The organism is Streptomyces sp. LaBMicrA B280 (assembly GCF_049222185.1).
Lineage (GTDB): Bacteria > Actinomycetota > Actinomycetes > Streptomycetales > Streptomycetaceae > Streptomyces > Streptomyces murinus.
This window is the reverse complement of sequence record NZ_JBMJCT010000001.1, coordinates 127104-151066: the sequence shown is the minus strand read 5'-3', so window position 1 is coordinate 151066 and position 23963 is coordinate 127104. Positions and strand designations below refer to the sequence as shown.

General features: G+C 74.2%; 21 protein-coding genes. 10 read left to right on the top strand and 11 right to left on the bottom strand.

The features are described from left to right. The first annotated feature begins 174 nt into the window (after nucleotides 1-174). From ACLF5H_RS00675 to ACLF5H_RS00660, 4 genes are read left to right on the top strand one after another with little or no spacing between them, the layout of a single operon-like run. Nucleotides 175-1284 (top strand): aliphatic sulfonate ABC transporter substrate-binding protein, encoded by a 1110-nt coding sequence (locus ACLF5H_RS00675; RefSeq protein ID WP_421674098.1) that lies wholly within the window; start codon nucleotides 175-177, stop codon nucleotides 1282-1284. Nucleotides 1285-1319: 35 nt separating this feature from the next. Further along, nucleotides 1320-2099, top strand: coding sequence for an ABC transporter ATP-binding protein (locus ACLF5H_RS00670; protein ID WP_421674097.1), 780 nt, complete (start codon nucleotides 1320-1322; stop codon nucleotides 2097-2099). Next, entirely contained in the window at nucleotides 2086-2976 is an 891-nt protein-coding gene (locus ACLF5H_RS00665; RefSeq protein WP_421674096.1) for an ABC transporter permease, read from the top strand. The genes ACLF5H_RS00670 and ACLF5H_RS00665 overlap by 14 nt, the downstream gene beginning before the upstream one ends. A gap of 5 nt (nucleotides 2977-2981) precedes the next feature. Then, nucleotides 2982-3719 carry a sirohydrochlorin chelatase gene (locus ACLF5H_RS00660; protein WP_421674095.1) on the top strand — a complete coding sequence of 246 codons (738 nt, stop codon included), beginning with the start codon at nucleotides 2982-2984 and terminating at the stop codon, nucleotides 3717-3719. Nucleotides 3720-3750: 31 nt separating this feature from the next. Here the strand turns inward: ACLF5H_RS00660 and ACLF5H_RS00655 are convergent, their stop codons facing one another. The 3 genes from ACLF5H_RS00655 to ACLF5H_RS00645 all read right to left on the bottom strand — a co-directional run bounded on the left by ACLF5H_RS00655 (nucleotide 3751) and on the right by ACLF5H_RS00645 (nucleotide 6105). Further along, on the bottom strand, nucleotides 3751-4074 hold the full coding sequence (locus ACLF5H_RS00655; RefSeq protein WP_421674094.1) for a hypothetical protein: 324 nt from the start codon (nucleotides 4072-4074) through the stop codon (nucleotides 3751-3753). A 439-nt stretch (nucleotides 4075-4513) separates the two neighbouring features. Beyond that, nucleotides 4514-5530 carry a ketopantoate reductase family protein gene (locus ACLF5H_RS00650; RefSeq protein WP_421674093.1) on the bottom strand — a complete coding sequence of 339 codons (1017 nt, stop codon included), beginning with the start codon at nucleotides 5528-5530 and terminating at the stop codon, nucleotides 4514-4516. A gap of 23 nt (nucleotides 5531-5553) precedes the next feature. Next, the gene (locus ACLF5H_RS00645) at nucleotides 5554-6105 is read right to left on the bottom strand and encodes a DUF1697 domain-containing protein (RefSeq protein ID WP_421674092.1); all 552 of its coding nucleotides are present in this window, start codon (nucleotides 6103-6105) and stop codon (nucleotides 5554-5556) included. 304 nt (nucleotides 6106-6409) lie between these two features. Here ACLF5H_RS00645 and ACLF5H_RS00640 point away from each other — a divergent pair, with 304 nt between their 5' ends. Continuing rightward, nucleotides 6410-7273, top strand: a complete 864-nt coding sequence (locus ACLF5H_RS00640) for a phosphotransferase (RefSeq protein WP_421674217.1) — start codon at nucleotides 6410-6412, stop codon at nucleotides 7271-7273. 23 nt (nucleotides 7274-7296) lie between these two features. Here ACLF5H_RS00640 and ACLF5H_RS00635 read toward each other — a convergent pair whose 3' ends face one another. Both ACLF5H_RS00635 and ACLF5H_RS00630 read right to left on the bottom strand, forming a co-directional pair. Further along, the gene (locus ACLF5H_RS00635) at nucleotides 7297-8019 is read right to left on the bottom strand and encodes a 3'-5' exonuclease (RefSeq protein ID WP_421674091.1); all 723 of its coding nucleotides are present in this window, start codon (nucleotides 8017-8019) and stop codon (nucleotides 7297-7299) included. A 110-nt stretch (nucleotides 8020-8129) separates the two neighbouring features. After that, entirely contained in the window at nucleotides 8130-9368 is a 1239-nt protein-coding gene (locus tag ACLF5H_RS00630; protein WP_421674090.1) for an SAV2148 family HEPN domain-containing protein, read from the bottom strand. Between the two features lie 280 nt (nucleotides 9369-9648). On the opposite strand from ACLF5H_RS00630, the gene glgX reads away from it, so the two are divergent. Beyond that, nucleotides 9649-11757 carry a glycogen debranching protein GlgX gene (gene glgX / locus ACLF5H_RS00625; protein WP_421674089.1) on the top strand — a complete coding sequence of 703 codons (2109 nt, stop codon included), beginning with the start codon at nucleotides 9649-9651 and terminating at the stop codon, nucleotides 11755-11757. Nucleotides 11758-11855: 98 nt separating this feature from the next. Further along, nucleotides 11856-14225 (top strand): malto-oligosyltrehalose synthase, encoded by a 2370-nt coding sequence (gene treY, locus ACLF5H_RS00620; protein ID WP_421674088.1) that lies wholly within the window; start codon nucleotides 11856-11858, stop codon nucleotides 14223-14225. Here the strand turns inward: treY and ACLF5H_RS00615 are convergent. Next, nucleotides 14167-15156, bottom strand: a complete 990-nt coding sequence (locus ACLF5H_RS00615) for a LysR substrate-binding domain-containing protein (RefSeq protein ID WP_421674087.1) — start codon at nucleotides 15154-15156, stop codon at nucleotides 14167-14169. The genes treY and ACLF5H_RS00615 overlap by 59 nt on opposite strands. Nucleotides 15157-15259: 103 nt before the next feature. On the opposite strand from ACLF5H_RS00615, the gene lpdA reads away from it, so the two are divergent. After that, nucleotides 15260-16723, top strand: a complete 1464-nt coding sequence (gene lpdA, locus ACLF5H_RS00610; protein WP_421674086.1) for a dihydrolipoyl dehydrogenase — start codon at nucleotides 15260-15262, stop codon at nucleotides 16721-16723. 124 nt (nucleotides 16724-16847) lie between these two features. Next, nucleotides 16848-18101 (top strand): M14 family zinc carboxypeptidase, encoded by a 1254-nt coding sequence (locus tag ACLF5H_RS00605; protein ID WP_421674085.1) that lies wholly within the window; start codon nucleotides 16848-16850, stop codon nucleotides 18099-18101. A gap of 25 nt (nucleotides 18102-18126) precedes the next feature. Here the strand turns inward: ACLF5H_RS00605 and ACLF5H_RS00600 are convergent, their stop codons facing one another. Then, a complete protein-coding gene (locus ACLF5H_RS00600) occupies nucleotides 18127-18534 on the bottom strand; it encodes an SSI family serine proteinase inhibitor (RefSeq protein WP_421674084.1) in 408 nt (135 codons plus the stop codon). 90 nt (nucleotides 18535-18624) lie between these two features. Next, complete coding sequence (locus tag ACLF5H_RS00595) at nucleotides 18625-19185, bottom strand: FHA domain-containing protein (RefSeq protein WP_421674083.1); 561 nt, start codon at nucleotides 19183-19185, stop codon at nucleotides 18625-18627. A 202-nt stretch (nucleotides 19186-19387) separates the two neighbouring features. On the opposite strand from ACLF5H_RS00595, the gene treZ reads away from it, so the two are divergent. Further along, a complete protein-coding gene (gene treZ, locus ACLF5H_RS00590; RefSeq protein WP_421674082.1) occupies nucleotides 19388-21133 on the top strand; it encodes a malto-oligosyltrehalose trehalohydrolase in 1746 nt (581 codons plus the stop codon). Between the two features lie 15 nt (nucleotides 21134-21148). Here the strand turns inward: treZ and ACLF5H_RS00585 are convergent, their stop codons facing one another. From ACLF5H_RS00585 to ACLF5H_RS00575, 3 genes are all read right to left on the bottom strand, one after another. Next, entirely contained in the window at nucleotides 21149-22081 is a 933-nt protein-coding gene (locus ACLF5H_RS00585) for an aminoglycoside phosphotransferase family protein (RefSeq protein ID WP_421674081.1), read from the bottom strand. Between the two features lie 61 nt (nucleotides 22082-22142). Further along, the gene (locus ACLF5H_RS00580; RefSeq protein ID WP_421674080.1) at nucleotides 22143-23270 is read right to left on the bottom strand and encodes a M24 family metallopeptidase; all 1128 of its coding nucleotides are present in this window, start codon (nucleotides 23268-23270) and stop codon (nucleotides 22143-22145) included. 129 nt (nucleotides 23271-23399) lie between these two features. Continuing rightward, nucleotides 23400-23906, bottom strand: coding sequence for a PDZ domain-containing protein (locus ACLF5H_RS00575; protein ID WP_421674079.1), 507 nt, complete (start codon nucleotides 23904-23906; stop codon nucleotides 23400-23402). Nucleotides 23907-23963: the final 57 nt, after the last annotated feature.

The window sequence follows — 23963 nt, the reverse complement described above, 5'->3', positions numbered from 1 at the left end:
GGCCGCGTCGGCAGCGGCGCCCTCGGCAGCGGACAGGGCGGGGTCGCGCGATGTGTGCGCTGACGTACGCGCACCGCTCGCGCGCCCTCACCCCCCACAGACGAAGACCTGCCGACCTCCCGGCCACGACCTGAGAGACCGTGACCCGCCGGGCCAACGAGAGGAAACCCTCCCGTGCCTGCCATCAACTCCTCGTTCCTGCGCCGCTCGATGGCCGCGCTCGCCGCGCTGCCGCTGCTCACCCTCGCCGCCTGCGGCTACGGCTCCGACGCCAAGAGCGACGACACCGCCAAGGTCGCCGCCGGTGCCAAGAAGATCGACGGTCTCGGCTCCGTCAAGATCGGCTACTTCCCGAACCTGACGCACGGCACCGCTCTGGTGGGCCGGGAGCGGGGCCTGTTCCAGAAGGAACTGGGCGCCACCAAGGCCGACTACGCCACCTTCAACGCCGGGCCCTCCGAGATCGAGGCGCTGAACTCCGGCTCCATCGACATCGGCTGGATCGGCCCGTCCCCGGCGATCAACGGCTACACCAAGTCCGACGGCAAGTCCCTGAAGATCATCGGCGGTTCGGCGTCCGGCGGGGTGAAGCTGGTCGTCGACCCGAAGAAGATCACGTCCCTGAAGGACGTCAAGGGCAAGAAGATCGCCACCCCGCAGCTGGGCAACACCCAGGACGTGGCGTTCCTCAACTGGGCGGCGGAGCAGGGCTGGAAGGTCGACCCGCAGAGCGGCAAGGGCGATGTCACGGTCGTCCGCAGCGACAACAAGGTGACCCCGGACGCCTTCAAGTCCGGCTCCATCGACGGCGCGTGGGTGCCGGAGCCGACCGCGTCCAAGCTGGTCTCCGAGGGCGGCAAGGTGCTCCTGGACGAGTCCTCGCTGTGGCCGGGCCACAAGTTCGTGATCACCAACATCATCGTGCGCCAGGCGTTCCTCAAGGAGCACCCGAAGGCCGTCGAGGCGGTCCTGAAGGCGTCCGTCGAGGCCAACAAGTGGATCAACGCCAACCCGGAGCAGGCGAAGAGCGCCGCGAACAAGCAGCTCGCGGACGACTCCGGCAAGGCGCTCCCGGCCGACGTGCTCGACCCGGCGTGGAAGTCCGTCCAGTTCACCGACGACCCGCTGGCCGCCACCCTCGACACCGAGGCGGCGCACGCGGTCAAGGCCGGGCTGCTCAAGAAGCCGGACCTCAAGGGGATCTACGACCTGACGATCCTCAACCAGGTGCTCAAGGCCGAGGGCGAGAGCCCGGTCGACGCCGCCGGCCTCGGCACCAGCTGACGCCCGCCCCGAAGACGTCCCAGGAGGTGACGACCATGGCCACGACCCTCGCCAAGGCCGCGCGGTCGGTGGAGTACGCCGCACGCCTTGAGCATGTCTCGAAGTCCTTCGCCACGCCGGGCGGCTCCCAGCTCGTCCTGGACAACATCAGCCTCGATGTCGCGCCCGGCGAGTTCGTCACCCTCCTGGGCGCCTCGGGCTGCGGCAAGTCCACCCTGCTCAACCTGGTGGCGGGCCTGGACGAGCCCACCACCGGCGCCATCCGCACCGACGGCCGCCCCGCGCTGATGTTCCAGGAACACGCCCTGTTCCCCTGGCTGACCGCCGGCAAGAACATCGAACTGGCCCTCAAACTGAGGGGAGTTCCCCGACCCGAGCGGCGCGGCAGGGCCGAGGAGCTCCTCGAACTCGTCCGCCTCCAGGGCGCGTACGGCAAGCGGGTGCACGAACTGTCCGGCGGTATGCGCCAGCGGGTCGCACTGGCCCGCTCGCTCGCCCAGGAGAGCCGACTGCTGCTGATGGACGAGCCGTTCGCGGCCCTGGACGCCATCACCCGGGACGTGCTGCACGACGAACTGACCCGGATCTGGTCGGAGACCGGCCTGTCGGTGCTGTTCGTCACCCACAATGTGCGCGAGGCCGTGCGCCTCGCGCAGCGGGTCGTGCTGCTGTCCTCCCGGCCGGGCCGGGTGGCCCGCGAGTGGGAGGTCGGCATCCCGCAGCCGCGCCGCATCGAGGACGCGCCCGTGGCGGAACTGTCCCTGGAGATCACCGAAGTACTGCGTGGGGAGATCCGCCGCCATGGCCAGCACTGACACGACACCCACCGACGCCCCGGCCGCGGGCAGCGTGGAGGCGGGCCTCGACGCGCTGGAGACGACCCAGCCGAGCCGGGCGCCCTTCCGCAGGACCCTGATCGACAAGATCCTGCCGCCGCTGGCCGCGATCGCCGTCGTCCTGCTGGTGTGGCAGGGCCTGATCACCCTGAAGATCGTGGACGACCCGACGAAGCTGCCCACGCCGGGCGCGGTCTGGGGCGCCTTCCGCGACGACTGGCTCCAGGGCAAGCTGCTCGGCTACATCTGGACGTCCGTCTCGCGCGGTCTGCTCGGCTTCTGCCTCGCCCTGGTGATCGGCACCCCGCTGGGGCTGCTGGTGGCCCGGGTGAAGTTCGTGCGTGCCGCGATCGGTCCGATCCTGTCCGGCCTCCAGTCGCTGCCCTCGGTCGCCTGGGTGCCCCCGGCCGTGATCTGGCTGGGCCTGGACAACTCCATGATGTACACGGTGATCCTGCTCGGCGCGGTGCCGTCCATCGCCAACGGGCTGGTGTCCGGCGTGGACCAGGTGCCGCCGCTGTTCCTGCGCGCGGGCCGCACCCTCGGCGCCACCGGCGTCAAGGGCACCTGGCACATCACGCTGCCGGCCGCGCTGCCCGGCTATGTGGCGGGCATGAAGCAGGGCTGGGCCTTCTCCTGGCGCTCCCTGATGGCCGCCGAGATCATCGCGAACTTCCCCGACCTGGGCACCGGCCTCGGCCAGCTCCTGGAGAACGCCCGTACGGCCAGCGACATGGCCATGGTGTTCGAGGCCATCCTGCTGATCCTGTTCGTCGGCATCGCCATCGATCTGCTGATCTTCAGCCCGCTGGAGCGGTGGGTGCTGCGCAGCCGCGGTCTGCTGGTGAAAGGCTGATCCGGATGGAAGCGCCCGTGCTCCTCGTCATCGCCCACGGCAGCCGCGACGCGCGGCACGCCGCCACCGTGCACGCCCTGGTGGAGCGGGTGCGCGCGCAGCGCCCCGGGCTGCGCGTGGAGACCGGCTTCCTGGACTTCAACGTGCCGTCCGTACACGGCGTGCTGGAGTCCCTGGCGGCGGAGGGCGTCCGGGACGTGGTGGCGCTGCCGCTGCTGCTCACCCGCGCCTTCCACGCGAAGGCCGACATCCCGGCGGTGCTGCGGGCGGCCCCGGCGCGGCTGCGGATCCGGCAGGCGGCGGTGCTCGGCCCGTCGCCGCTGCTGCTCACGGCGCTGGAGCGTCGGCTGTACGAGGCCGGGCTCAGCCCCGCCGACAAGTCCTCGACCGGGGTCGTCCTGGCCTCGGCGGGGTCCAGTGACCCGGAGGCGATCGCGGTGATCGCCGATATCGCGCGGGAGTGGCGGGGCACCGGTTGGTGCGCCGTGCGGCCCGCGTTCGCCTCCGCCCGGCTGCCGCGCACCGAGGACGCCGTACGGGAGCTGCGCGCGCTCGGCTGCGCGCGGGTCGCCGTCGCGCCGTACGTCCTGGCGCCCGGCTTCCTGCCGGACCGTATCGCGCGCGGCGCGGCCGGGGCGGACATCCTCGCCGAGGTGCTGGGGCCCGCGCCGGAGGTGGCGCGGCTGCTGCTGCGCCGGTACGACGCCGCGTGCCGCCCGGCGCTCCAGGCGCTCGGCGCCTGAGGGGCCGCAGCCGTCCGGGCGCGGCCGGGTGTCACAGCCCGAGGGCCTGCACCAGCTGCCGGGTGTAGGCGAGGCTGGCGGTGCCGGCGGACGCCCCGATGCAGATGTCGTCCAGGGCGGAGCGGATCCGGCCGCGGTTGGGCGGCAGTCCGTCGTCGGCGGACTCCGCGAACGCCGCCTCGATGATCTGGCCCTGCCGGACGAGCCCGGGGCACTCCCTGCGCAGTGCCTCGGTGAGCCGGGCGGAGACCGCGATCAGCGCCTGAAGCGGTGGCGTGCCGTGGGTCAGGTCGAGGCCGACGAACTCACCGTACTGTCCAGGTCCGTTGGGGTGTCCGTAGTCGTAGGTGCTCATGTCCTGTCCTCGCTCGTGGATCAGAGGTAGGCCGAAAATCGCCACTGTGCGGGCGGCCCGGCTGTCCGCCCGCGGCCCCGGACGCGGTAGCGGAACGGCGTGCACACGCTCCGGTGGGGGGATGGGCGGTGTCGTTCCGGCCGTCCGGCGTGCCTCACCCTAGGGACAACGGGGCGCACTTGTCGCGTTGTTCGCGGAGCCGCCCCCTTACGGGTGAGGACCGTGGTAAAAGCCGTCGCGGTCCGGCGTTCCCCTGTGACGTCGGACCGCGACGGCACTCCGTTCTGCGCCTCGGGTGATCCGGATGTCACAGGGGAAGGCCAAGTCGGGCCTCCGCGGGGGCGGTTATCAGCCACTCCGGCGGGGGTCTGTTCGAACTCCGGTTCAGGGGAAGCGGAGTGCGCCGTCCAGGACCGTTCGCCGCCGCTTCGAGGGAGGGTCAGGCCGACGCCTGTCGCGCCTCGTCGGCCAGCCGGACCAGGTCGGCGGGCGGCAGGGAACCGGCCGCCCGGTGCTCGCGGGCGAAGGTGCCGGCGAGGCGCTGGAGGAGTTCGTTCAGCGGGGTGGGCACGCCGTACAGGCGGCCGAGGAGGACGATCTCGCCGTTGAGGTAGTCCGCCTCGATGCTGCCGGTGCCGCGCACCAGGGACTGCCAGGAGGAGCCACCGCCGCGCGGGGCATCCGCCAGCGGGACCGGGTTCACCTTGTCCCCGCGCACCGCGCGCTGCTCCTCGACGCTCGCGTGGGCGATCCGGGCGGCGGCCAGGACGGCCTCCCCCTCGGCCCGCACCCTCGCGTACAGCCCCTCGGCCGCCGCGCCCTCGATGGGGCCGCTCAGGGCCTCCTGGGCGTTGGCGAGGTTGCCGAGCAGCTTGGCGTACTGCCAGCGGGCCACGTCCGGCACGACCGGCGCCTCGAAGCGCGCGGCGGCGAGGTCCCCGGCGATCCGCCGGGCGGTGTCGTCGGTGCCGCCCTCGGCGCGGCCCAGGTGGAGGATGCCGGTGAGCGGGGCGCCGGGGGCGGAGACGACGCCGGGCTCCACGAAGGTGGCGGGCAGCCAGACGCAGACGCCGTACACCCGGCGGAAGCGGCGCAGCGCGATCCGGGGGCTCTCCACGCCGTTCTGGAGGCAGAGCAGCGGCAGCCGCTGCCCCGCGGTGCCGCCGCCCGCCACCGGGGCGGGTGCCCAGGCGTCCAGGGCGGCCGCGGTGTCCTGGGTCTTCACGGCGAGCAGCAGGACGTCGTCCGCGCGCAGCTCGCCGAGCGGCTCCGGGCCCTCGACGGCCGGCAGCCGGTACGTCAGCTCCCCCTCGGGGACGCGCAGTCGCAGCCCGTGCCCGGCGAGTGCCGTCAGATGTCCGCCGCGGGCGACGAGGACGACCTCGCGTCCGGCCTGGGCCAGCCGTCCGCCGACGGTGCCGCCGACCGCTCCCGCTCCGATCACGATGTAGCGCATGGACCCGATCCCATCACAGGGGATCACGCCTCGGGGGCGGTCAGCTCGGCGAGTTTCAGCACGGTGTTCCAGTTCCGGCTGGTGGCGACCAGGTCCTTGGCGGCCCGCGGGCGGCCCAGCGCCTCGGCGAGCCTGGAGCGGCCGAGGCCGTCGGGGGCGTACAGGTACAGACAGCGGTCGCCGAGGCGGAACTCCTCGGGAAGGAGCGCGACTTGGTCGAGGTGCGCGTAGCGGTCGGGGGTGACGGGCGCGGAGAAGTAGGTGACGTGCAGCTGCCGGGCCGCCAGTTCGGCGGCCGGGAAGGGGCAGGCGCGGACCACCTCGGCCAGATAGGCGTGGTCGCGCACCAGCACGTCCACCGGGAAGCCGAAGCGGTCCTCGATCGCCCGGGTCAACTCCCCGGCCAGGGAGTCCTCGTCGCCCCGGTCGGTGGTGAACACGGCCTGTCCGCTCTGGAGATGGGTGCGCACACCGGTGTGGCCGAGGGTGTCGAGCAGGGCGCGCAGGTCGGCCATCGGGAGCTTCCGGTTGCCGCCGACGTTGATCCCGCGCAACAGCGCCGCATAGGTCGTCACCCGGTCAGTTTAGAGCGGCCGTCGTGCCCCGTGGGGGCGGGCACGACGGCCGGGGCCCGGCCCCCGTGGGGCGGGCTGCGCGAAACAATGCCGCTTCGGCGGGGGCCGGATCAACCTCTGAACGCAGCTGTGACTTGTTCAACAAGCTTTCGTAATCACAAAGTGGATCTCTGACGGCGGAACGGACATCCCATGACGCCCGGGCGGGTGCCGGGCCGCCCGGATGGGAGACTGACCGGGGAAACGGCGGGTGCCGGTCCCCCGGGAACGGCTCGCGGAAGACGGCGGCACGAGAGGCACCACGATGGACGAGGCACGGGCGCGGGACGTACTGGCCGCGGCGGGCGTGCCCGCGGCGGGGGCCGGGGACGCGGTGCTGCTCGCGCTCGGCGAGAACGCGGTGTTCGCCGCCGGTGACCTGGTCGTCAAGGTGGGGCGCGACGCCGAGCTGCTGGCGCGGGCCCGGCGCGAGGTGGACATCGCCGGGTGGCTCGCCGAGGCGGGCGTGCCCGCGGTGCGGGCGGCCGAGCCGGAGCCGCGGCTGGTCGAGGGCCATCCGGTGACGGTGTGGCACCGGCTGCCGGACGCCGTACGCCCCGCCGAGCCGCGCGACCTGGCCGGGCTGCTGCGCCTGGTGCACGCCCTGCCCGCGCCGTCCTTCGCGCTGCCGCCGCGTGAGCTGCTGGGCGGGGTGGAGCGCTGGCTGCGGCTCGCGGGCGAGGCGATCGACCCCGAGGACGCGGCCTTTCTGCGGGCGCGCCGGGACGGCTTCGCGGCGGCCGCGGCCGCGCTGACGCCCCGTCTGACGCCGGGGCCCATCCACGGTGACGCGCTGCCCCGCAATGTCCACATCGGGCCCGCGGGGCCGGTCCTGGTGGACCTGGAGACCTTCTCCGCCGATCTGCGCGAGCACGATCTGGTGGTGATGGCCCTCTCCCGTGACCGGTACGGGCTGCCCGCCGAGTCGTACGACGCCTTCACCGGGACCTACGGCTTTGACGTGCGCGAGTGGGAGGGCTGCTCGGTGCTGCGCGGCGCCCGCGAGACGGCCAGCTGTGCCTGGGTCTCCCAGCACGCGCCCAGCAATCCCAAGGCCCTGGCCGAGTTCCGCCGCCGGGTGGCGTCGCTGCGGGACGGGGACGAGTCGGTGCGCTGGTACCCCTTCTGATCACACCGGCCGGACGGCCGTCGTCACACCGTCTCGGGCGTCAGCTCGCGCAGCGGCCACACTCCGTCCACCACCGCCGTCGCGTCCCCCTTGCGGCGCAGGAAGGCCTGGAAGTCGGCGGCCCACTCGGCGTACCACTCGATCTGGCGACGGTGCAGTTCGGCCGGGCCGAGCGCGCCGACCTTGGGGTGCCGGACGGCTATCGCGGCGGCGAGGCGGGCCGCGGCGAGGGCGTCGGCGGACGCGTTGTGCGCCGCGCCCAGGACGATGCCGTACTCGGCGCAGACCGCTTCCAGGTTCCGCTTGCCGCGGCGGTAGCGGTCGGCCCGGCGGTCGATGGTGTACGGGTCGATCACCGGCGCGGGCGCGGCTCCGCCGAGGCGGTCGGCGAGGGACGGCAGCCGGTGGCGGCGCAGCTCGGCGGAGAGCAGGGTGAGATCGAACGCCGCGTTGTAGGCGACGACCGGGACGCCCGCCTTCCAGTACGACACCAGCGCCTCGGCGATGGCGTCGGCGACCCGGTCGGCGGGTTCGCCCTCGGCGGCCGCCCGCTCATTGCTGATCCCGTGCACGGCGACCGCGTCCGCCGGGATCTTGACGCCCGGATCGGCCAGCCACTCCCGGTGGCCCAGCGGCTCACCGGCCCTGACCTCGATCACCGCGCCGGTGACGATGCGTGCCTCGCGCGGATCCGTGCCGGTCGTCTCCAGGTCGAAGCCGACCAGCAGCTCCTGGTGCCAGCCCATGGGCGGTCCCCCTTCTCGATGGTGCGTTCCCCCAGTGGTCTCCACCCTCGCACGGGGCACTGACAATCAGAGGACCGCGTTCCGCTTTTCGGCGGAGCTCGGGGGACGGATCAGGACACAGGGCGCGAATCCGCCCATGCCAGTTCGAATTCCTCGCGGTAGGTCGGGAACAGCCCGGCGTCGCCCGCGTCGTCCGACGTGACCAGGCGGCTGCCGTTGCGCAGCACCAGGACCGGCGACTCCATCCCGCGCGCCCCGCGCAGATAGGACTGCACCACGGCGACGCCGTCGGCGCCGTCGCCGTCCACCAGATAGGCGGTGAAGCGCGGCGTCTCGTCGTACACCTGGATCTGGAAGGCGTCCGGGTCGCGCAGCCGGGAGCGCACCCGGCGCATGTGCAGGATGTTCATCTCCACCGAGCGGCTCAGTTCGCCCCGTTTCATCCCGAGTTCGCGCTCGCGGCGCTTGACCGAGCTGGAGGCGGGGTTGAGGAAGAGCAGCCGGACGCGGCAGCCGGTCTCGGCGAGCCGGACCAGGCGCCGCCCGGAGAAGTTCTGCACCAGCAGGTTGAGGCCGATGCCGATGGCGTCCAGGCGCCGGGCGCCGCCGAAGATGTCCTCGGCCGGGAACTGGCGCATCAGCCGCACCCGGTCGGAGTGCACGGCGACCACGTCGGCGTACCGGTCGCCGACCAGGTCCTCGACGGCGTCGACGGGCAGCCGGCGCGCGGAGGGCACGTCGCCGTCCGCGCCGAGCATCTCCAGGAGCCGGGCCGAGGCGCGCTCCGCCTGGCCGAGCACCGCCTGGGACAGGGCGCGGTTGCGGGAGACGACATTGCGGGTCACCTCCAGCTCGTCCAGGGCGAGTTCGAGGTCGCGGCGCTCGTCGAAGTACGGCTCGAAGCAGGGCCAGTGCTGCACCATCAGCTCGCGCAGCTGGGGCAGCGTCAGGAAGCTGAGCACATTGTCGTCCGCCGGGTCGAGCAAGTAGCCCTTGCGGCGGCTGACTTCGCGCACGGCGACCGCGCGCTGCACCCATTCCTGGCCGGCCGGTCCGGCGGCGGCGACCACCCACTCGTCGCCGTGCACGGGCTCGTACACCGGCCGCAGGACGGCGGCGACGACCGAACGCAGCCGCTGCTCCACGAGGTTCAGCCAGATGTAGGCCCGGCCGGCCCGCTGGGCGCGGGTGCGCACCTCGTGCCAGGCGTCGGCGCCCCAGTCCAGCTCCGGGCCGATGGAACCCGCGTCCATCGGCCGTGCCAGGGACACCGCGCCGGGCGGGACGTCCGTGGAGTCTCCCTCGTGACCCTCGCCACCAGGGGGCAGCTCCAGCCCTCCCGAGCCCACCCGTGCACCGCCTTCCGTCCCCGGGCCTTTCCCGTCTCGACGATCAAGGAAGGGTACTCCGGGAGCGCGGCGCGGTGCAGCCGGATGGACAGGTCGGTCCCCCTCCTGCTTTGCTCAACTGCTTGGCGTTCGTGGGCCGTTCCGCGCCGCCCGCACATGGGGAGTGAGCGGTTTCATAGCCGGGGGTACCCGGCCGGGCCCGTTCCTGCTTTCGGGGAGACTTCGTGCCGTCGCGCGGACCGGCCCCCGGGCGGGCCGCCCACCTGGGAGAGTCATTGCCATGCAGGTCTGGCCTGGAGAGGCGTATCCGCTCGGCGCCGCGTACGACGGCGCCGGTACCAACTTCGCGGTCTTCACCGAAGCCGCGGACCGAGTGGAGCTGTGTCTGCTGCACGACGACGGCTCGGAGACGGCGGTGGAACTGCGCGAGAGCGACGCGTTCGTGCGACACGCGTATGTGCCGGGGGTGATGCCGGGGCAGCGCTACGGATTCCGGGTGCACGGCCCCTACGACCCCGGGCGCGGGCTGCGCTGCAACGCGGCGAAGCTGCTGCTCGACCCGTACGCCAAGGCGGTGGCGGGCGCGGTGCGCTGGGGCGAGGAGGTGTACGGCTACCACTTCGACGCGCCCGAGCGGCGCAACGACCTGGACTCGGCGCCGCACACCATGACCTCGGTGGTGATCAACCCGTACTTCGACTGGGGCGACGACCGGCCGCCGCGCACCGAGTACCACCACACGGTGATCTACGAGGCCCATGTCAAGGGACTGACCATGCGTCACCCGGGCCTCCCCGAGGAGCTGCGCGGCACGTACGCGGCGCTCGCCCATCCCGCGGTCATCGAACATCTGACCAAACTCGGGGTGACCGCGCTGGAGTTGATGCCCGTGCACCAGTTCGTCAACGACCACCGGCTGGCGGACCTGGGCCTGAGCAACTACTGGGGCTACAACACCATCGGGTTCTTCGCCCCGCACAACGCGTACGCCTCCTGGGGCGATCGCGGCCAGCAGGTGCTGGAGTTCAAGTCGGCGGTGCGGGCGCTGCACGAGGCCGGGATCGAGGTCATCCTGGACGTCGTCTACAACCACACCGCCGAGGGCAACCACCTGGGTCCGACGCTCTCCTTCAAGGGCATCGACAACCCCTCGTACTACCGCCTCGCGGACGATCCCCGCTACTACACGGACACCACCGGCACCGGCAACTCGCTGCTGATGCGGTCCCCGCACGTGCTCCAGATGATCATGGACTCGCTGCGCTACTGGGTCACCGAGATGCATGTCGACGGCTTCCGCTTCGACCTCGCGGCGACCCTGGCCCGGCAGTTCCACGAGGTGGACCGGCTGTCCTCGTTCTTCGACCTGGTCCAGCAGGACCCGGTGGTCTCCCAGGTGAAGCTGATCGCCGAGCCCTGGGACGTGGGCGAGGGCGGCTACCAGGTGGGCAACTTCCCGCCGCTGTGGACCGAGTGGAACGGCAAGTACCGCGACACCGTACGGGACCTGTGGCGGGGCGAGCCGCGCGCGCTCGCGGAGTTCGGCTCCCGGCTGACCGGCTCCTCCGACCTCTACCAGGACGACGGCCGCCGCCCGCTGGCCTCCATCAACTTCGTCACCTGCCACGACGGTTTCACGCTGCGCGACCTGGTGTCGTACGACGACAAGCACAACGAGGCCAACGAGGAGGGCAACCGGGACGGCGAGAGCCACAACCGGTCCTGGAACTGCGGCACCGAGGGCGAGAGCGACGACCCCGGGGTGCTCGCGCTGCGCGCCCGCCAGACGCGCAACTTCCTCGCCACGCTGATGCTGTCCCAGGGCGTGCCGATGATCAGCCACGGCGACGAGTTCGGCCGTACCCAGCGCGGCAACAACAACGCCTACTGCCAGGACAACGAGATCTCCTGGCTGCACTGGCCCGAGGACGGCGGGGAACTGCTGGAGTTCGTGCGCACCATGGTGTGGCTGCGCCGGGACCACCCCGTGCTGCGGCGCCGCCGCTTCTTCCACGGCCGCCCGGTGGAGGGCGGCCACGGCCGGCTGTCCGACATCGCCTGGTTCACCCCGCAGGGCGCGGAGATGACCCAGCGGGACTGGGACGCGGCGGGGGCGTCCGCGCTGACGGTGTTCCTGAACGGCAACGCCATCTCCGAGCCGGGCCCGCGCGGCGAGCGGATCACCGACGACTCCTTCCTGCTGCTGTTCAACGCCTCCCCGGAGCCGCTGGACTTCCTGGTGCCGGTGAACCACGGCCGGCAGTGGCAGGTGGTGGTCGACACGGCCCGCGACGAAGGGATCCCGCCAGGTTCGGGGGCGAAGGCGGGGGCGGGCGACCGGCTCACCCTCAAGGACCGCAGCCTCATGGTCTTACGCCGTCCGGCGTAGGGCGCCGTAGGCCATGTGGGTGAGCGCGGATGAGCCGCCTCGCCCACCGGCCCGGTCCGGGTGACACGAAACGCGGCAGGGCGGGTACGTAGGTCTCCATGACCTCTGCGCGACCCGGACCGGGGGTGCCCACGGCCACCTACCGGCTCCAGCTCCAGCCCGCCTTCCCGTTCTCGGCCGCCGCGGCGGCCGTCCCGTACCTCGCCTCGCTCGGCGTGTCCCATCTGCATCTGTCCCCCGTCCTTGAGGCCGTCCCTGGTTCCACGCACGGCTACGACGTGGTGGACCACACCCGCGTCCGCGCGGAACTCGGCGGCGAGGAGGGGCTGCGCGCGCTGTCCCGGACCGCCCGCGAGCACGGCCTCGGCCTGGTCCTGGACATCGTGCCGAACCACATGGCGATGGCGCCCGGACACAACCGCGCCCTGTGGGAGACGCTGCGCGAGGGACCGGAATCGGCCTACGCCCGCTGGTTCGACATCGACTGGGACGCCGGGGGCGGCCGGGTGCTGCTGCCGGTCCTCGGCGCCCCGCTCGGCGCCGAGCTCGAACATCTGCGGATCGACGGCGACACGCTGCGCCTGCGCGACCAGGTGCTGCCACTGCGCGCCGGCACCGAGGGGCTGGCGCTGCCCGAGCTGCTGGACGCCCAGTGGTACCGCCCGGTGTGGTGGCGGCTCGCCCGGACCGAGCTGAACTACCGGCGGTTCTTCAGCATCTCGGAGCTGATCGGGCTGCGGGTGGAGGACCCCGCGGTGTTCGACGCCACCCACGCCAAGATCCTCCAGCTGCTGGACGAGGGCGTGGCCGACGGGCTGCGCGTCGACCACCCCGACGGGCTCGCCGACCCCGACGCCTATCTCGCCCGGCTGCACGAGGCGAGCGGCGGCCGCTGGACGGTGATCGAGAAGATCCTCGCCGACGACGAACGGCTGCCGCCCTCCTGGCCGGTCGCGGGCACCACCGGCTACGACGCGCTGCGCCGGGTCGACGGCCTGTTCACGGACCCGGACGGTGCGGTCGAACTGCTCACGGAATACCGGCGGTTCGCGGCCCCGCAGCAGGACCGGGGCGGCGTCTGGGACGCCACGGCCCGCCGGGCCGCCTACAAGGTGCTCACCCATGAGCTGGCCACCGAGACCGAGCGGCTCACCCGGGTCGCGGTGCGGCTGTGCGCGCACTCCCCCGACCTCGCGCTGCGCGACCGGGCCCCCTGGGCGCTGCGCACGGCCCTGGAGGAACTCCTGGTCCGGATGCGGGTCTACCGGCCGTACGCCTCCGGGGACGCGGCCGCCGTCATCACCGAGGAGGCCGCCGAGGAGGCCCGGCTCGCGTTCGTGGTGCCCGAGGAGGCGGCGGCCGTCGACCTCGTGCGCCACCTGCTCGTCGAGACGCCCGGGGACCCGGCCGCGCCGGACCACGCCGACCGGCTGGAGCTGCGCACCCGGTTCGCGCAGACGGCCTCCGCGCTGCGGGCCAAGTCGGTCGAGGACACGGCGTACTACCGCTATGTGCCGCTGCTGTCGGCGACCGAGGTGGGCGGCGACCCGGGCCGGCCGGGGATCTCCCCGCGCGAGTTCCACACGTACTGCGCCCGCGTCCAAGGCGAGCGGCCGCTCACCGGTACGGCCGTCACCACGCACGACACCAAGCGCAGCGCCGACGTCCGCGCGGCCCTCGCCGTCCTCACCGAATGCCCCGGCCGCTGGGCGGAGTTGGTGGCCGAGGTGACCCGGCCCGAGGAGGGCGCCCCGGACCGGCAGCTGGCCTGGGCGGCCTGGCAGACGGTGTTCGGGCTCGGCCCGGCCGACGAGGAGCGGGTACGCCGGTATCTGCTGAAGCATGCGCGCGAGGCGGGCATGTACACCAGCTGGACCGAGCGGGAGACGCCGTACGAGGAGGCGGTGACCGCCTTCGCCGCGGCCGGTCCCTGCGGGCCGCCCGGTGAGCGCGTGACCGCCTTCCGCAAGACGCTGGAGCCGCACATCCGGGCCAACGTCCTCGGCACGGCCCTGGTACACCTGACGATGCCGGGCGTCCCGGACGTGTACCAGGGCGCGGAGGGCGAGTTCCGCGCCCTGGTGGACCCGGACAACCGCCGCCCGGCCGCCCTGCCGCCCGAGAACCCGGGCGAGAAGGCCGCGTTGACCCGCGCGGCACTGCGGCTGCGCGCCCGCAGGCCCGACGCCTTCGGGGCGGCCGCGTCCTACGACCCGCTGCCCGCCGAGGGCCCGGCGGCCCAGCACTGCACGGCCTTCACCCGCTCCGGGGAGGTGATCACCGCGGTGACCCGCCTCTCCCTGCGGCTCGCGGAGTCCGGCGGCTGGCGGGACACCAGCCTGCCCCTGCCGCCCGGCCGCTGGGCCGATGTGCTGGACCCGGAGCGGGAGTTCACCGGCCGGGTACGCCTCACGGAACTGTTCGGACCCCGGCCGGTGGCACTCCTGGAGCGGGCCGCGCGGGAGTGAGCGGCAACCGCTCGGGCCCCGCCGGGAGACCGCTCACGGCGGGCCAGCGGGTGCGCAGCAGGTCCACGAAGGCCGCGGTGGCTCCGATGGGTTCCGTGCGGGCGTAGACGGTCAGCGGGCGCCGCCAGGGCGGGTCGGGGGTGAGGAGCACACAGTCCTCGCCCACGGCGCCGCGCACGATGTGGGCGGGCGCGGCACACACCCCGACCCCGGCGGCGGCCATCCGCACCGCCGTCGAGGACTGCTCGGTCCACACCGCGGTCCGCGGCGTGAACCCGGCCCGCCCGCAGGCCCAGTCGAGGAAGCGGGCGCCGTGCACCACGGGCTCCATGGCGCAGCGGACCCAGGCCCGGTCGGCCAGTTCGGGCAGGGTCACCGTCGAACGGCCCGCGAGCCGGTCGTCGAACGGCACCACCAGGACGATCTCCTCCGCGCCGATCGGTACGACGGTGCCGACCGGCTCGGCGGGCTCGGGGCCGATGGCGAGGTCGGCGGTGCCGCGCCGCACGGCGTCCTCCAGGGCCTCGGCGGTGGCGTACTCGTACAGCCGCAGCAGGACGTGGGGGCGGTCGGCGCGCCAGCGGGCGAAGACGTCGGGCAGGGCGCCGACGGCGATGGAGTGCAGGGCGGCGATGTGCAGTTCGCCGCCCTCGGCCCCGGCGGCGGCGCGGGCCGCTCGACGGGCCCGGGCGGCGGCGCGGGCCGCGCGACGGGCCCGGGCGGCGCTGCGCACGGCGAGTTCGGCGCCCGGCCAGAAGGCGCGGCCCATCGGGGTGAGCCGGGCGCCCCGGGGCAGCCGCTCCAGCAGCGCCCCGCCGACCTCCTTCTCCAGCGCCTTGATCTGGTGCGAGAGCGCGGACTGGGTGACATGCAGGGCGTCGGCCGCGCGGGTGAAGGACGCCTCCTGGACGACCGTCACGAAGTACTCCATCTGCCGCAGGCTCAACTCCGCGCCCTCCCATGAACGTTCCGCATGGATGCCACAAGAACATTGCCTTGGACTCATGGCAAGGGCCGGCCGCAGGGTGGTGGGCATGACCACGAACACAGCGGATGCCACGGACGCGGCCGGGGCGGCGGACACGGCGGATGTCATCGTCATCGGCGGCGGCACGGGCGGCTACGCCACCGCCCTGCGCGCGGCCGCCCTCGGCCTCTCCGTCGCCCTCGTCGAACGCGACAAGCTGGGCGGCACCTGTCTGCACCGCGGTTGCGTCCCGAGCAAGGCGATGCTGCACGCCGCCGAGCTGATCGACGGCATCGCCGAGGCCCGGGAGCGGTGGGGGGTGAAGGCCACGCTGGACTCCGTCGACTGGCCCGCGCTGGCCGCCACCCGGGACGACATCGTCTCCCGCAACCACCAGGGGCTGCGGGCGCATCTGGCTGAGGCGGGGGTGCGGGTGGTGCGGGGCAGCGCACGGCTGACGGGGGCGCGGACGGTGCGGGTGGAGGGCGTACGGGACGCGCCCGGCGTGCGCCAGCTCACCGCGCGCCGTGGCATCGTCCTCGCCACCGGTTCACGCCCCCGCGCGCTCCCCGGGCTGGTGCCGGACGGACGGCGGGTGGTGACGAGCGACGACGCGCTGTTCGCACCCGGGCTGCCGGACTCGGTCCTGGTCCTCGGCGGGGGCGCGATCGGCGTGGAGTACGCCTCCCTGCACCGCTCCCTGGGCGCGGAGGTCACCCTGGTGGAGGCGGCGGAGCGACTGCTGCCCCTGGAGGACGCGGACGTGAGCCGGCACCTCACCCGGGGGCTGCGGGGGCGCGGCATCGACGTCCAGGCGGGAGCGCGGCTGCTGGACGCGGAGGTGCTGCCCGACGGGGTACGGGCCCGGGTGCGCGGCGCGCGCGGGGAGACCCGGACGCTGACGGCGCGGCGGCTCCTGGTGGCGGTCGGCCGGGTCCCGGTCACCGAGGGCCTGGACCTGGGGGCGGCCGGTCTCGCGGCGGACGCCCGCGGGTTCGTCGTACCGGCCGACTGGGACCGGCTGGAGACGGCCGTGCCGGGGATCCATGTCGTCGGGGATCTGCTGCCGCCGCCGTCGCCCGGCCTCGCGCACGCCTCCTTCGCCGAGGGGCTGGTCGTCGCCGAGACGCTCGCGGGACTGCGGCCCGCGCCGGTCGACCACACGGCCGTACCCCGGGTCACGTACTCCTCTCCGCAGACCGCCGCCGTCGGGCTCACGGAGGCGGAGGCGCGGGCCCGGGGGCACGAGCCGGCCGTGCGCGCCATGCCGCTGACCGCGCTGGCGAAGGGCATGGTGCACGGCCGGGGCGGCATGGTGAAGGTGGTCGCCGAGGCCGGTGGCGGGCGGGTGCTCGGGGTGCATCTGGTCGGCCCGCAGGTATCCGAACTGATCGCCGAGGCCCAGCTGATCGTCGGCTGGGAGGCCGAACCCGCCGATGTGGCCCGGCATGTGCATCCGCATCCGACGCTCTCGGAGGCGGTGGGCGAGGTGTTCCTGACGCTCGCGGGGCGGGGGCTGCACCAGCGGTGAGCACCGTGAACGCGGTGGCACCGGCTCCGGTTGGCACCTGCCGACCGGGCATCCGGCCGGACGCTTGACAGCCACCGCGCACCGTGCGGGACTGGGAGGGCGAAGCAGGGCGGACGCATCGGGGGTGAGTCTCCTGCCGGAGCTGCGCTATCCCAGCGTTCCCGAACTGGTGGCCTGCGCACGGGCGTTGGCCGCTTCGGAGCCTGGGCTGTGCGCGCTGCGGCAGGTGGGCCGCTCGCGCGCGGGGCGCCCCCTGCACCTGCTGTCGGTGGGACACGCGCGACAGTCGGTGCTGGTGGTGGCGGGCGCCCACGCCAACGAACCGACCGGCGGTTCGACCCTGCGGACGCTGGCCCGACGGGTGCTGGCGGAACGCGAGTTGCGCACCGGCACCTCCTGGCACTTCCTGCTGTGCGCGGACCCGGACGGCGCCGCCCTCCATGTCACCCCGGCCCCGCGCAGCCTGCTCGACTACCACCTCGGCTTCTACCGCCCCACCGGCGCCGAGCAGCCGGAGTGGTCGCCGTCCGTGCTGCCCCCGGACCGGCTGCCGCCCGAGACCCGGGCGCTGACCGGGGTGATCGACGAGCTGCGCCCCTACCTCCAGGTGACCCTGCACGGCACCGATCTGGGCGGCAGCTGGGTGCAGTTGACCCGGGACGTGCCGGGCCTCGCGGAGCCGTTCGCCAAGTCGGCGGCGCAGTTGCACATCCCGGTGGAGACGGGCGCCTCGGACGCCGCGGGCTGGCCGGCGTCCGGGCCCGGGGTGCATGTGATGCCGGGGCCCGACAGTGGCGTGGCCTACCCGAGCATGCCGGACGACGCCCGGCACAGCACCTGGTACCACGCGCACCGCTACGGGGGTCTGACCGCCGTGGTGGAGGTGCCGATGTGGGCCAGTGACCTGGTGGACGACCCGGCGCCGCACCCGGCACCGGCCGCGGCGATGCGGCGGCTGGCCGGGCGGCTGCTGCGGGACTCACGGGAGGTGGAGCGGGTGCTGGCCGAGGCGCTGCCCCGGCTCGACGGCGCCGACGGGCCGCTGCTGCGGGCCGCGCGCTGGGCGCTGGAGCTGATCCCGGGCCTGGCCGAGGACTGGACCCACACCGCCCCGGCCGCCTCCACGATGGCGTACGTCGGCAGCGTGGACGCCTTCGGGCGGCGGCTGCCGCTGCGGGCGGCCGCGATGCTGCTGCGGGTGCTGCGGGAGAGCGGCGACCGGGCGGCGCCGGACCTCGAACGGCTCGTCGCCACCTGGTCCGACGCCTTCGCCCGGCGCTTCCGGGCCCGCTGGGTGCCCCTGGACCACCAGGTGGAGCACCAGTCGCGCACGGTGCTGCTGGCGGCCCAGCAGGCCCGGGAGCAGGCGGATCGGTAGGGCGGGGCGGTCTCCCCGGGGGAGGTCAGTCGCCGAGGTCGAAGACCGAGCCCGTGCGCGCCCGCAGTTCGCAGGAATTGGTGTACGTCCGCCGGAAGTCGACCGTCCGGCCGTTCCAGCGGCCGTGCGCCGTGGCGGTGACCGGGGAGTAGATCCGCGGGCAGAACACCTTGCGGGCCGGGATGCGGTCGATGTCGCCGCGGGCGGCGGTCAGTTCGGCGCAGGCCACGACCGCGTACGGATGGCCCTGCGGCGGCAGGCAGCGCAGCAGGGCGCTGCGGCCGCTGTCGGCCCGGGCGCCCGAGCGGGTGATCGTGAGGTGCAGCCGGTTGCCGTGCGGATGGGATGCCGCCTGGGCCGGGCCCGCGGCGAGGAGACCGGCGGCGGCCAGGAGCATACCGGCGGCCGCTGTCGCTCTGGTGAAGTACGTCATGCCCGTTGCATCGGCAGGACGTCCGGCGTTCCGCAGTGCGGGTCACCCGTACGAACGACCGGGGCGCCGCGGCCGCGCGCTCAGCTCAGCTCAGCTCAGCGACAGGCGGTACGCCACCCGCCCGAACGCCACCTGGTCGCCCTCGCGGACCGCGACCGCGCCGATCACCCGGCGGCCGTTGACGGTGGTCCCGTTGGTGGAGCCGAGGTCCCGCAGGATCCACAGCCCGCCCTGCCGGCTGAGTTCGGCGTGCACCCGGGAGACCGTCTCGTGCGTCAGCCGCAGCCCGTTGCCCGGGTCGCGGCCTATCCGCAGCCGGGTGTGGGCCGGTCCCGGCAGCAGCAGCTTGGGCAGCCGCTCGGCCTGCCAGGCGCGGCGCAGTCGTACCGTGAAGCCGGAGACGGCCTCGACGGTGCCGAAGATCGCGCGGGAGAAGCGGTTGTCGCGGGGCAGGTCGGCGACGAGGACGGCGAGTTCGTCGGCGTGCCGCGCGGCGAGCGCCAGTTCCATGCGGCGCACGAACGTCTCGTGCGACAGCCGGCCCTTGGCCGCGCCCTCCCGCAGCACCACGAGCGCCGCTTCCCGCTCCGTGTCGGACAGCCGCGCGGACGCCGGGGCCGGGGCGGTGGGGAACTCGAAGGACGACGTCACGCCTGTGATTGTCGGTCAGCGGGCGGCGGGTGTCCAGAAAGCGGGTGATCGGCGCACGCCCGCCGGTACTTCCGCGCGGCCCGCCGGGAAACATCGCACGACACCTGGGGGGAAAGGGCCCGATCGAAGGGGAGATCGGCGGTGGGGGCGGGCACGATGGGAGCGCGGGACATCACGGTGAACAGACGAAGGGGAACCGTCCGTGCAGTTCGAGGTGTGGGCACCGCAGGCAGACCGGGTGACGCTCCAGTGCGAGGGCGCCACGCGGGCGTTGGCGCGCGATCCGGAGCGCGAAGGCTGGTGGCAGGGGGAGGCGACGGCGGGTGACGGCGCCCGGTACGGGTTCGCGCTGGACGACGGTCCGGTGCTGCCCGACCCGCGCTCGCGCCGGCAGCCGGACGGCCCGGACGGGCTGAGCGCGGTCGTCGACCAGGAGCGGTACCGGTGGCGGGTGCCGTGGCCGGGGCGGGAGTTGCCGGGCGCGGTGCTCTATGAGCTGCATGTGGGCACGTACACCCCCGAGGGCACCCTGGACGCGGCGGCGGCCCGGCTCGGTCATCTGGCGGAACTGGGCATCACCCACGTGGAGTTGATGCCGGTGTGCCCGTTCCCCGGGCGGCACGGCTGGGGGTACGACGGGGTGTCGCCGTGGGCGGTGCACGAGCCGTACGGCGGCCCCGAGGCGCTGAAGCGGTTCGTGGACCGGGCGCACGAGCTGGGGCTCGGTGTCGTACTGGACGTGGTGCACAACCACTTGGGGCCCTCCGGCAACCATCTCCCCTTCTTCGGGCCGTACTTCACCGACACGCACACCACTCCGTGGGGCGCGGCGGTGAATCTGGACGCGCCCGGTTCGGACGACGTGCGCGCCTTCCTCGTCGAGAGCGCGCTCGCCTGGCTGCGGGACTTCCGGCTCGACGGGCTGCGCCTGGACGCGGTGCACGCGCTGTACGACACCCGGGCCGTGCACTTCCTGGAGGAGCTGTCGGCGGCCGTCGACCACCTCGCGGCGGAGGTGGACCGGCCGCTGTTCCTGATCGCCGAGACCGACCTCAACAACCCGCGCTTCATCACGCCGCGCACACGAAACGGGCTCGGGCTGCACGCGCAGTGGAACGACGACTTCCACCACGCCCTGCACACCGCGCTGACCGGCGAGTCCCAGGGCTACTACGCGGACTTCGCGCGCGATCCCTTCGCCGCGCTGGCCAAGACGCTCACCGGGGGCTACTTCCACGACGGCACCTACTCCGGCTTCCGGGAGCGGCACCACGGCCGGCCGCTGGACCGCGCGCGGGTCGCCGGGCACCGGCTGCTCGGCTACGCCCAGACCCATGACCAGATCGGCAACCGCGCCCAGGGCGACCGGCTTTCGGCGCACCTCTCCCCCGGTCTGCTGGCGGGCGCGGCGACGCTGGTGCTGACCGCGCCGTTCACCCCGATGCTGTTCATGGGCGAGGAGTGGGCGGCCGGGACGCCCTGGCAGTACTTCGCCGACCACACCGACCCGGGCCTCGCGGAGGCGGTACGGCGCGGGCGGCGCCGGGAGTTCGCGGCGCACGGCTGGGCCGAGGAGGACGTACCGGACCCGGGGGACCCGGCGACCCGGGAGCGCTCCTGCCTTGACTGGTCGGAGCCCGAACGCGCCGAGCACGCACGGATGCTGGACTGGTACCGGCGGCTGATCGCGCTGCGCCGCGACCAGCCGGACCTCACCGACCCGGATCTCGCCGACACGAAGGTGGCCTACGACGGGCAGGCCCGCTGGCTGGCCTTCCGGCGGGGCGACGTACGGGTCGCGGTGAACCTGGGCGAGGACGTGGCCGCCATCCCGCTGGGCTCCCGCCCGGCCCTGGTCCTCGCCGCGTGGGGGCCGGTGCGGGCGCCGGGCGCGGACGGGATCCTCCAGCTGCCCGGGGAGTCGTGCGTGGTGCTCAGCCAGCCCTGAGGCGAGGGACGCCGGTCACAGCTCCTCCCCCGCCGACTTGAAGTCGGTCACCCGCTCCAGCAGGATCGGCTCCCACGCCCGGCGCAGCTGGGTGCGCAGCAGCGTCGCATCGCCCGGGGCGCGGCCGTCGAGGCGGTCCGCGAGGCGCAGCACCGTGTCGCAGCGGGCGAGCCAGAGGCCGCGCAGGCAGGGGCGGGCGCCGTACCCGGCGAGGGTGGCGGCGCGGACGGCGGCCGGGGAGCCGACGGCGACGGCGAGCCCCGCGATGTCCTCGGCGGGATCGCCGAGCGCCGTCTCGGTCCAGTCGAGGACGCCGCGCACCCGCCCGTCGGCGCCGACCACCACGTGTTCGCCGGTCAGCCCGTGGTGGGTGAGCACGGCGACACCGGGCTGCGCGGCGAGCTGGGCGGCCCCGGCCGGGGTCAGCTGGTACATCGGCGCGGCGTCGAACTCGTCGGCGGCGGCGAGCTGTTCGGCCGCGTGCACCGCCATCCGGCGCAGCGCCTCCAGGGAGCGCGGGGCGGCGCGCGGCACACCGAGGGACTCGGCCTGCCGTACCGGCACCGCGCGCAACCCGGTGAGCAGCCCGGCGAGATCGGCCTCGCCGGCCGCCGAGACCTCGTGCTCCTCGGCGGTGCCACCGGGCACCACCGTGTCCAGGGTGCAGGCGAGGCCGGGTGCCCAGTCGGCGTGCGCGACGCTGACCGGCACCGCGACCGGGACGTGCGGGCGGACCAGGGCGCGCAGCCGCAGCTCCCGGCGGCGGCGGGCGGACGCCTCCCGGTCGGGGGCGAGGCGCAGCACCTGGCGGGTGCCGACCCACCAGGTGTACGCGTGGCCCTCCCGGACCAGCCGGACGTCGGGTCCGTCGCCCTCGGGGCCTTCCTTGAGCAGCGAACGGACCAGCTGGCGGACGGTGTCCGCGGTGGGGGTCGGTGCCTGGGTCATGGATCGCGCGTTGCCGTTCCGGGTGTCGTCGGGGGTGGTCGCCCTGGGCCCGCGGGGGCCCTCAGTCCACTGTCACCAGCTCGCGGCCGGTGTTGTTGAGACGGCGGCCGCCGTCCTCGGTGACCGTCACGATGTCCTCGATGCGCACCCCGAACCGGCCGGGCAGATAGATGCCGGGCTCCACCGAGAAGCACATCCCGGGCACCAGCGGCAGCTCCTCGCCCTCGATCATGTACGGCGGCTCGTGCGTGGTGACGCCGATGCCGTGCCCGGTGCGGTGGATGAAGTACTCGCCGTACCCGGCGTCGGTGATCACCTCGCGGGCGGCCCGGTCGACCTCCTGGCAGGCGACGCCCGGCCGCACCGCCTGGTAGCCGGCCTCCTGGGCCTCGCGCACGATGTCATGGACCCGGCGCTCCTCCTCGGTGGGCTCGCCGACGTGCACGGTGCGCGTGGTGTCGGAGCCGTAGCCGTCCTTCAGGCCGCCGAAGTCGAGGACGACCATGTCGCCGCGCCGGATGACGCGGTCGCCGACCTCGTGGTGCGGGTTGGCGCCGTTGGGGCCGGAGCCGACGATGGTGAAGTCGACCTGGGAGTGGCCGAAGCGGCGCAGCAGCGCGGCGAGGTCCCGGCCGAGGTCGGACTCGCGGCGTCCGGCGAAGGTCACCTTGCGGATCTCCTCGAACGCGGCGTCGGCCGCGGCTCCGGCGGCCGCCAGCAGCTCCACCTCGGCGGCGTCCTTGACCGCGCGCAGCATGGGCAGGGCGTCGGTGAGGGCGGCGTACGAGCTGCCGGGCAGGGTGCGCTGGAGGCCGAGGACGTGCATCCCCCAGGTGTTGTCGCTGATGCCGTAGCGGCCGCGGCCGTCGAGCAGCCCGGCGGTGACGGCGTAGGGGTCCTTGCCGTCGGTCCAGTCGCGCAGGGTGAGCACCTCGCCCGCGGCGGAGTGCTCGGCGTCCGGGGCCTCCAGGGTGGGGACGACCAGGACGGGATCCTGGCCGGGGGCGAGGACCAGCAGGGTGAGCCGCTCGGTGACGGCGGTGGGGGTGTAGCCGGTCAGCCACACCATGTCCGGGCCCGGCGCCACGAGCAGCCCGGCGAGACCGGCGTCGGCCGCGGCGCGCGCGGCACGCTCCATGCGGGCCCTGTGGTCGGCTGCGCTGAAGGGCGTGGTCGTACTACCGGTCATCCGGGCCTCCGGGCGGTTCGGGCTGGTCGGGCTGGTCGGGCAGGTACCGGGGCGCGCGGAAGGCGCCCCCGGCAGCATCCTGCCCGCCCGCACCGGGCCCCGCGACCCGATCGGAGGATCCCGCGGCGCTCAGGTCACCACGCCCGGCACCACCGTCAACTGCTGGAAGCCGCCGCCGCTGTGCCGCACGGTGAGCAGGATCTCGCTGCCGGGGCGGGCGCGGGCGACGGCCCGGGCCAGGTCGGCGGCGGTGTCGACGCGGGCGCCGCCGAACTGGAGCAGGACGTCCCCGCGGGCCAGGCCCGCCCGGTAGCCGGGGCCGGGCGTGTGCACGCCCACCACCAGCGCGCCGGGGCTGCCGTAGTCGACGGCCTCCACGCCCAGGGTGGCCCGGGGGGGCGCCGCCGCGGCCCGGGGGTGCGGCGCGCTCGCTCCTGCCCCGCCGAGCACCGTGGCGCCGACCGCGCCGATGCCCACGCCGGACAGCACCAGCAGGGTGCCCGCGCAGGCACCGAGCAGCAGGGTCCGCAGCCGCCGCCGTCGCCGGGCCGCGGCGTGCGGGTGGTGGGCGGGGCCGCCGCCGGTCCGGGGGCCCCGGCCCGGCAGCGGCCTGGGCCGCAACGCAGTGTGTTCCATGGTTCGCTCGCCTCCGGCCGGTCATCTACCCGGCGCACCGGCCCCTGACGAGACACG

Bases quoted from the DNA above. Each gene is read 5' to 3' on its own strand.
- ACLF5H_RS00670 (WP_421674097.1), top strand. From the start codon at position 1,320: ATGGCCACGACCCTCGCCAAGGCCGCGCGGTCGGTGGAGTACGCCGCA.
- ACLF5H_RS00665 (WP_421674096.1), top strand. From the start codon at position 2,086: ATGGCCAGCACTGACACGACACCCACCGACGCCCCGGCCGCGGGCAGC.
- ACLF5H_RS00660 (WP_421674095.1), top strand. From the start codon at position 2,982: ATGGAAGCGCCCGTGCTCCTCGTCATCGCCCACGGCAGCCGCGACGCG.
- ACLF5H_RS00655 (WP_421674094.1), bottom strand. From the start codon at position 4,074: ATGAGCACCTACGACTACGGACACCCCAACGGACCTGGACAGTACGGT.
- ACLF5H_RS00650 (WP_421674093.1), bottom strand. From the start codon at position 5,530: ATGCGCTACATCGTGATCGGAGCGGGAGCGGTCGGCGGCACCGTCGGC.
- ACLF5H_RS00640 (WP_421674217.1), top strand. From the start codon at position 6,410: ATGGACGAGGCACGGGCGCGGGACGTACTGGCCGCGGCGGGCGTGCCC.
- ACLF5H_RS00635 (WP_421674091.1), bottom strand. From the start codon at position 8,019: ATGGGCTGGCACCAGGAGCTGCTGGTCGGCTTCGACCTGGAGACGACC.
- glgX (WP_421674089.1), top strand. From the start codon at position 9,649: ATGCAGGTCTGGCCTGGAGAGGCGTATCCGCTCGGCGCCGCGTACGAC.
- treY (WP_421674088.1), top strand. From the start codon at position 11,856: ATGACCTCTGCGCGACCCGGACCGGGGGTGCCCACGGCCACCTACCGG.
- ACLF5H_RS00615 (WP_421674087.1), bottom strand. From the start codon at position 15,156: ATGGAGTACTTCGTGACGGTCGTCCAGGAGGCGTCCTTCACCCGCGCG.
- lpdA (WP_421674086.1), top strand. From the start codon at position 15,260: ATGACCACGAACACAGCGGATGCCACGGACGCGGCCGGGGCGGCGGAC.
- ACLF5H_RS00600 (WP_421674084.1), bottom strand. From the start codon at position 18,534: ATGACGTACTTCACCAGAGCGACAGCGGCCGCCGGTATGCTCCTGGCC.
- ACLF5H_RS00585 (WP_421674081.1), bottom strand. From the start codon at position 22,081: ATGACCCAGGCACCGACCCCCACCGCGGACACCGTCCGCCAGCTGGTC.
- ACLF5H_RS00580 (WP_421674080.1), bottom strand. From the start codon at position 23,270: ATGACCGGTAGTACGACCACGCCCTTCAGCGCAGCCGACCACAGGGCC.
- ACLF5H_RS00575 (WP_421674079.1), bottom strand. From the start codon at position 23,906: ATGGAACACACTGCGTTGCGGCCCAGGCCGCTGCCGGGCCGGGGCCCC.